This window comes from Citrobacter sp. wls718, assembly GCF_005280945.1.
GTDB classification, from domain to species: Bacteria; Pseudomonadota; Gammaproteobacteria; order Enterobacterales; family Enterobacteriaceae; genus Citrobacter; species Citrobacter gillenii.
The window spans coordinates 1-5,278 of the sequence record NZ_SZWV01000031.1 but is presented as its reverse complement, the minus strand read 5'-3'; the positions used below and the strand labels follow the sequence as shown (position 1 = coordinate 5,278).

General features: G+C 49.8%; 7 protein-coding genes. All 7 read right to left on the bottom strand.

Annotation, left to right across the window (positions count from 1 at the left end; all coding sequences use genetic code 11):
• Positions 1–95: 95 nt before the first annotated feature.
• Positions 96–2,210 carry an elongation factor G gene (gene fusA / locus FDW95_RS05565; protein ID WP_096759315.1) on the bottom strand — a complete coding sequence of 705 codons (2,115 nt, stop codon included), beginning with the start codon at positions 2,208–2,210 and terminating at the stop codon, positions 96–98.
• Between the two features lie 96 nt (positions 2,211–2,306).
• Entirely contained in the window at positions 2,307–2,777 is a 471-nt protein-coding gene (gene rpsG / locus FDW95_RS05560) for a 30S ribosomal protein S7 (protein ID WP_016154763.1), read from the bottom strand.
• Positions 2,778–2,872: 95 nt separating this feature from the next.
• The gene (gene rpsL, locus FDW95_RS05555) at positions 2,873–3,247 is read right to left on the bottom strand and encodes a 30S ribosomal protein S12 (RefSeq protein ID WP_003023654.1); all 375 of its coding nucleotides are present in this window, start codon (positions 3,245–3,247) and stop codon (positions 2,873–2,875) included.
• Positions 3,248–3,372: 125 nt separating this feature from the next.
• Entirely contained in the window at positions 3,373–3,660 is a 288-nt protein-coding gene (tusB, locus tag FDW95_RS05550) for a sulfurtransferase complex subunit TusB (protein WP_115257339.1), read from the bottom strand.
• Positions 3,661–3,666: 6 nt separating this feature from the next.
• Entirely contained in the window at positions 3,667–4,026 is a 360-nt protein-coding gene (gene tusC / locus FDW95_RS05545; RefSeq protein ID WP_115257338.1) for a sulfurtransferase complex subunit TusC, read from the bottom strand.
• Entirely contained in the window at positions 4,026–4,412 is a 387-nt protein-coding gene (tusD, locus tag FDW95_RS05540; RefSeq protein WP_115257337.1) for a sulfurtransferase complex subunit TusD, read from the bottom strand. Before tusD ends, tusC begins: the two co-directional genes overlap by 1 nt.
• A complete protein-coding gene (locus tag FDW95_RS05535) occupies positions 4,412–5,134 on the bottom strand; it encodes a transcriptional regulator (protein WP_003023643.1) in 723 nt (240 codons plus the stop codon). Before FDW95_RS05535 ends, tusD begins: the two co-directional genes overlap by 1 nt.
• Positions 5,135–5,278 lie beyond the last annotated feature (144 nt).

Below are 5,278 nucleotides of genomic sequence, written 5' to 3'. Positions count from 1 at the left end.
TACGTTCAAATTTTTCTTTAGACACGGCTATATTCCTTACTATAGTGCTCTCCCCTTATAGAGAGAGCACGGGATTTTGGTTTTTAACCTGCGGCTTATTTACCGCGGGCTTCGATTACGGCCTGAGCAACGTTGTTCGGCGCATCATCATACTTCAGGAATTCCATAGAGTAAGATGCACGACCTTTGGTCAGAGAACGCAGCTGAGTTGCATATCCGAACATTTCAGACAGCGGAACTTCAGCATGAATCTGAACACCAGTAGCGTTAGATTCCTGACCTTTCAACTGACCACGACGACGGCTAAGGTCACCGATGACGTCACCAGTGTTCTCTTCCGGCGTTTCTACTTCAACCTTCATGATCGGCTCAAGCAGAACAGGTTTCGCTTTCTTAAAGCCATCTTTGAAGGCGATAGAAGCAGCCAGTTTAAACGCCAGCTCAGAGGAGTCAACGTCATGGTAAGAACCGAAGTGCAGACGCACGCCCAGATCAACAACCGGATAGCCAGCCAGCGGGCCAGATTTCAGCTGTTCCTGGATGCCTTTATCAACGGCCGGGATGTATTCGCCAGGAATTACACCACCTTTGATGTCGTTGATGAACTCGTAGCCTTTCGGGTTTGAACCCGGCTCCAGCGGGTACATGTCGATAACAACATGACCGTACTGACCGCGACCACCAGACTGCTTAGCGTGTTTACCTTCGATATCGGTAACTTTCGCGCGAATCGCTTCACGGTAAGCAACCTGAGGTTTACCGACGTTCGCTTCAACGTTGAATTCACGCTTCATGCGGTCAACGATGATGTCGAGGTGCAGCTCACCCATACCGGCGATAATGGTCTGGTTAGATTCTTCGTCAGTCCATACGCGGAAAGACGGGTCTTCTTTAGCCAGACGGCCCAGAGCCAGACCCATTTTTTCCTGGTCAGCTTTGGTTTTCGGTTCTACCGCGATGGAGATTACCGGCTCAGGGAATTCCATACGCTCCAGAATGATCACGTGGTCTGGATCACAAATGGTGTCACCAGTTGTCACATCTTTCAGACCGATCGCAGCCGCGATATCGCCCGCGCGAACTTCTTTGATCTCTTCACGCTTGTTGGCGTGCATCTGTACGATACGACCAAAACGTTCACGAGCCGATTTCACTGGGTTGTAAACAGTATCACCGGAGTTAACCACGCCAGAGTACACGCGGAAGAAGGTCAGGTTACCCACGAACGGGTCGGTAGCGATTTTGAATGCCAGAGCAGCAAACGGCTCTTCATCGCTAGCGTGACGCTCAGCCGGAGTATCTTTACCGTCGTCCAGAATACCGTTGATCGCAGGTACGTCGATTGGGGATGGCAGGTAATCAATTACCGCATCCAGCATCGCCTGAACACCTTTGTTCTTGAACGCAGAACCACAGGTTACCAGGATGATTTCGTTGTTCAGAACGCGCTGACGCAGAGCAGTCTTGATCTCTTCTTCAGTCAGTTCTTCACCACCGAGGTATTTCTCCATCAGCTCTTCTGAAGCTTCTGCAGCGGACTCGATCAGGTTCTGGTGCCATTCTTCAGCCAGTTCCTGCATGTCTGCCGGAATATCTTCATAAGTGAAGGTTACGCCTGCGTCTTCTTCGTTCCAGTTGATGGCTTTCATTTTCACCAGGTCAACAACACCGGTGAAATGTTCTTCAGCACCAATAGCCAACTGCAGCGGAACAGGGTTCGCGCCCAGACGGGTTTTGATCTGACCAACAACTTTCAGGAAGTTCGCACCCATACGGTCCATTTTGTTAACGAACGCAATGCGTGGAACTTTATATTTGTTAGCCTGACGCCATACGGTTTCAGACTGCGGCTGAACACCACCAACTGCGCAGTAAACCATTACTGCACCATCAAGCACACGCATGGAACGTTCTACTTCGATTGTGAAGTCAACGTGCCCCGGGGTGTCGATGATGTTTACGCGATGCGGTTCATACTGCTTGGCCATACCAGACCAGAATGCAGTAGTCGCTGCGGAGGTGATAGTAATACCACGCTCCTGCTCCTGTTCCATCCAGTCCATGGTGGCTGCGCCGTCATGAACTTCACCGATTTTATGGTTTACACCGGTGTAGAACAGAATACGTTCGGTAGTAGTGGTTTTACCGGCGTCGATGTGCGCACTGATACCGATGTTACGGTAGCGCGCGATGGGTGTTGTACGAGCCATTTGATTCCTCGTTTATCTTTTAGGCGTTCAATTTAAGTAGCCCAAAGCGGGCTGCTTACAGGAAGCGCCCGCCTGGTGACTATTACTCCGAAGGGATTACCAACGGTAGTGTGCGAACGCCTTGTTGGCTTCTGCCATACGGTGAACGTCTTCACGTTTCTTAACTGCAGTACCTTTGTTTTCTGCAGCATCAGAAAGTTCGTTCGCCAGGCGCAGAGCCATGGATTTATCACCGCGTTTACGAGCAGCTTCAACGATCCAACGCATTGCCAGAGCATTACGACGAACCGGACGGACTTCAACTGGTACCTGATAAGTAGAACCACCAACGCGGCGAGACTTAACTTCGACAGTCGGGCGCACGTTTTCGAGGGCTACTTCAAAGGCTTCCAGGCCATCTTTACCAGAGCGCTGAGCCAGGGTCTCCAGGGCGCTGTATACGATGGTTTCTGCAGTAGATTTTTTACCATCTACCATCAGGATGTTTACAAATTTAGCCAGCAGCTCTGATCCGAACTTAGGATCCGGCAGAATTTTACGCTGACCAATGACGCGACGACGTGGCATGGGAATACTCCGTTGTTAATTCAGGATTGTCCAAAACTCTAAGAGTTTAGTTTGACATTAATATAAAACGTTTGGCCTTACTTAACGGAGAACCATTAAGCCTTAGGACGTTTCACGCCATACTTGGAACGTGATTGCTTACGGTCTTTAACGCCGGAGCAGTCAAGCGCACCACGAACGGTGTGGTAACGAACACCCGGAAGGTCTTTTACACGACCGCCACGGATCAGGATCACGGAGTGTTCCTGCAGGTTGTGACCTTCACCACCGATGTAGGAAGTCACTTCAAAACCGTTAGTCAAACGCACACGGCATACTTTACGCAGTGCGGAGTTTGGTTTTTTAGGAGTGGTGGTATATACACGGGTACATACACCACGTTTCTGCGGGCAGGCTTCCAGCGCAGGCACGTTGCTCTTTGCAACTTTGCGTGCGCGTGGTTTGCGTACCAGCTGGTTAACTGTTGCCATTAAATAGCTCCTGGTTTTAGCTTTTGCTTCGTAAACACGTAATAAAACGACCTCATACAATATGAGGACGCAGAATTTTAGGTCGGTGTCGAAAAGGTGTCAAGAAATATACAACGATCCCGCAATTACCAGGCAATCTGGTTGGGATGCTTCACCGTAAGTCTGACGAAGTCAGTATAGCTAACCCTGACGACACTGTCTGAAATTTGACCACCCAACCCGCGAGCCTTAATGTCTTCTTCCAGTACATAAACCTTAATGGAGGCATTTTGCAGCGTTTCAAGGAAACGGCTGCCTTCTATGGCTGCAGTCACGCCGTCCTGAAGCAATAAAAGCTCATCGTCTGCGCCAACAAGACGCAGCAGGGAGGAGAAGTCAGTCAGCCACGGTGAGCGATGTAGAGTATGCAGCATGCGCGTTTAGAACCTCATAATGACGTCATAGTTGCCCAGTTCACGGCGCAGTTCTTCAGGTTCAAGTACCGTCGCATCGACAACGAATTTCATGTCCGTATCAAGGCCACGTTCGCGCAATGAGGCAGCGCACAGCCTACATTGTTCTATATCGTACAGCCCCAACAATTTGAAGGTCGCAATATAGTCCCGTGCCAGAATGAGATCAGGTTTTTGCTCTGGCAGGATTTGGAAGACGCCGTCCCCGATAAAAAAGACGCCGAGATCTTCTGTTAGTGCTGATGTCGCCAGTAGTGCATCCAGACCTTCACGGCCCGATGCGCTCCCGTGAGGCACGGTGGAAAATACAAAAGCGATTCGATTCATTAGAACTGCACCACGCGATCGCACGTCAGGGATGCCTCAGCGAGCGAACCCAGCCCACTAAGGTTAAAACCCGCTTGTAAATTAGCCCCAGCCAACGCCAACCTCTCTGCTTCAGTTTCATCAACAACGCCGCGGCGTAGCGCCGCTGCCACGCAGATATTTAGCTCTACGCCATGCTGTTGATTAAGCTGTTGCCAGGCGCGAACCAGATCAAATTCATCACTGGCGGGCGACGTCAGCAGATTGGCGTTATACACGCCTTCACGATAGAAAAAGACACGGCTTAACTCATGACCTTCTTCAATCAATGCGTGAGCAAATTGCAATGCGCTGCTCGCCTGCTGCGTACCATAAGCAGGTCCAGTCACGACGATAGCAAAGCGCATTACTTGTCTTGCCCCTGGAAATCACCGCTCTTGAACTGGCGAATATAAAGATAAACCGTGTGCTTGGAGATGTTCAGGCGGTCAGCAACCTGGTTAATAGCATCTTTGATATCGAAGATACCTTTCTCATACAAGTTCAGGACAATCTGACGATTCTTCGCATTGTTGGAGACGTTACGATCGGCATTCACTTCTTCAATCGTGAACTCCAGCGTCTGGGTAACCAGATCTTCCACTGATGAGGCGAAGTTCACGGCAGAACCCACTTCTGGGGTTTCCGGTGGAATAAAGGTATTCATTATCTGCGAGAAAGGAACATCAAGGTTCATATTGATACACAGCAGACCAATTACGCGATGCTCACGGTTGCGAATGGCAATCGTCACCGACTTCATCAAGACACCGCTTTTCGCACGTGTGAAGTAACACTTCGACACGCTGCTATCCGCACCCGTCATATCATGCAGCATGCGCAACGCCAGATCGGTAATCGGTGAGCCAATTTTACGACCCGTATGTTCACCGTTAGCAATGCGAATAGCCGAGCATTTCAAATCCTGCAAAGAGTGCAATACGATTTCACAATGGGAACCAATGAGCATCGCCAACCCGTCCACTACCGCTTCGTAGGATTTAAGGATATCGAAGTCGGTTTGATCGAAAGGACGTTGATCCAGCAAATCTAGCTCACTGGTTTCGTTGGTTAAAAGCGACCTGGACATGAAAAAAAGCACTCCTTTTCAGGAGCCTGTCGTTATGTTGTCAGGGCAGGCTCATCACTATTAGGGGCATCTAAAGTAATACAGCGCACGAGGCGCTTTCCAGTATTAATTATATCCTGTCGATAATAAAAAACCGCCGCCCTG

Excerpts from the sequence above, each read along its gene's own strand:
- fusA (WP_096759315.1), bottom strand. The coding sequence starts at position 2,210 with ATGGCTCGTACAACACCCATCGCGCGCTACCGTAACATCGGTATCAGT.
- rpsG (WP_016154763.1), bottom strand. The coding sequence starts at position 2,777 with ATGCCACGTCGTCGCGTCATTGGTCAGCGTAAAATTCTGCCGGATCCT.
- rpsL (WP_003023654.1), bottom strand. The coding sequence starts at position 3,247 with ATGGCAACAGTTAACCAGCTGGTACGCAAACCACGCGCACGCAAAGTT.
- tusB (WP_115257339.1), bottom strand. The coding sequence starts at position 3,660 with ATGCTGCATACTCTACATCGCTCACCGTGGCTGACTGACTTCTCCTCC.
- tusC (WP_115257338.1), bottom strand. The coding sequence starts at position 4,026 with ATGAATCGAATCGCTTTTGTATTTTCCACCGTGCCTCACGGGAGCGCA.
- tusD (WP_115257337.1), bottom strand. The coding sequence starts at position 4,412 with ATGCGCTTTGCTATCGTCGTGACTGGACCTGCTTATGGTACGCAGCAG.
- FDW95_RS05535 (WP_003023643.1), bottom strand. The coding sequence starts at position 5,134 with ATGTCCAGGTCGCTTTTAACCAACGAAACCAGTGAGCTAGATTTGCTG.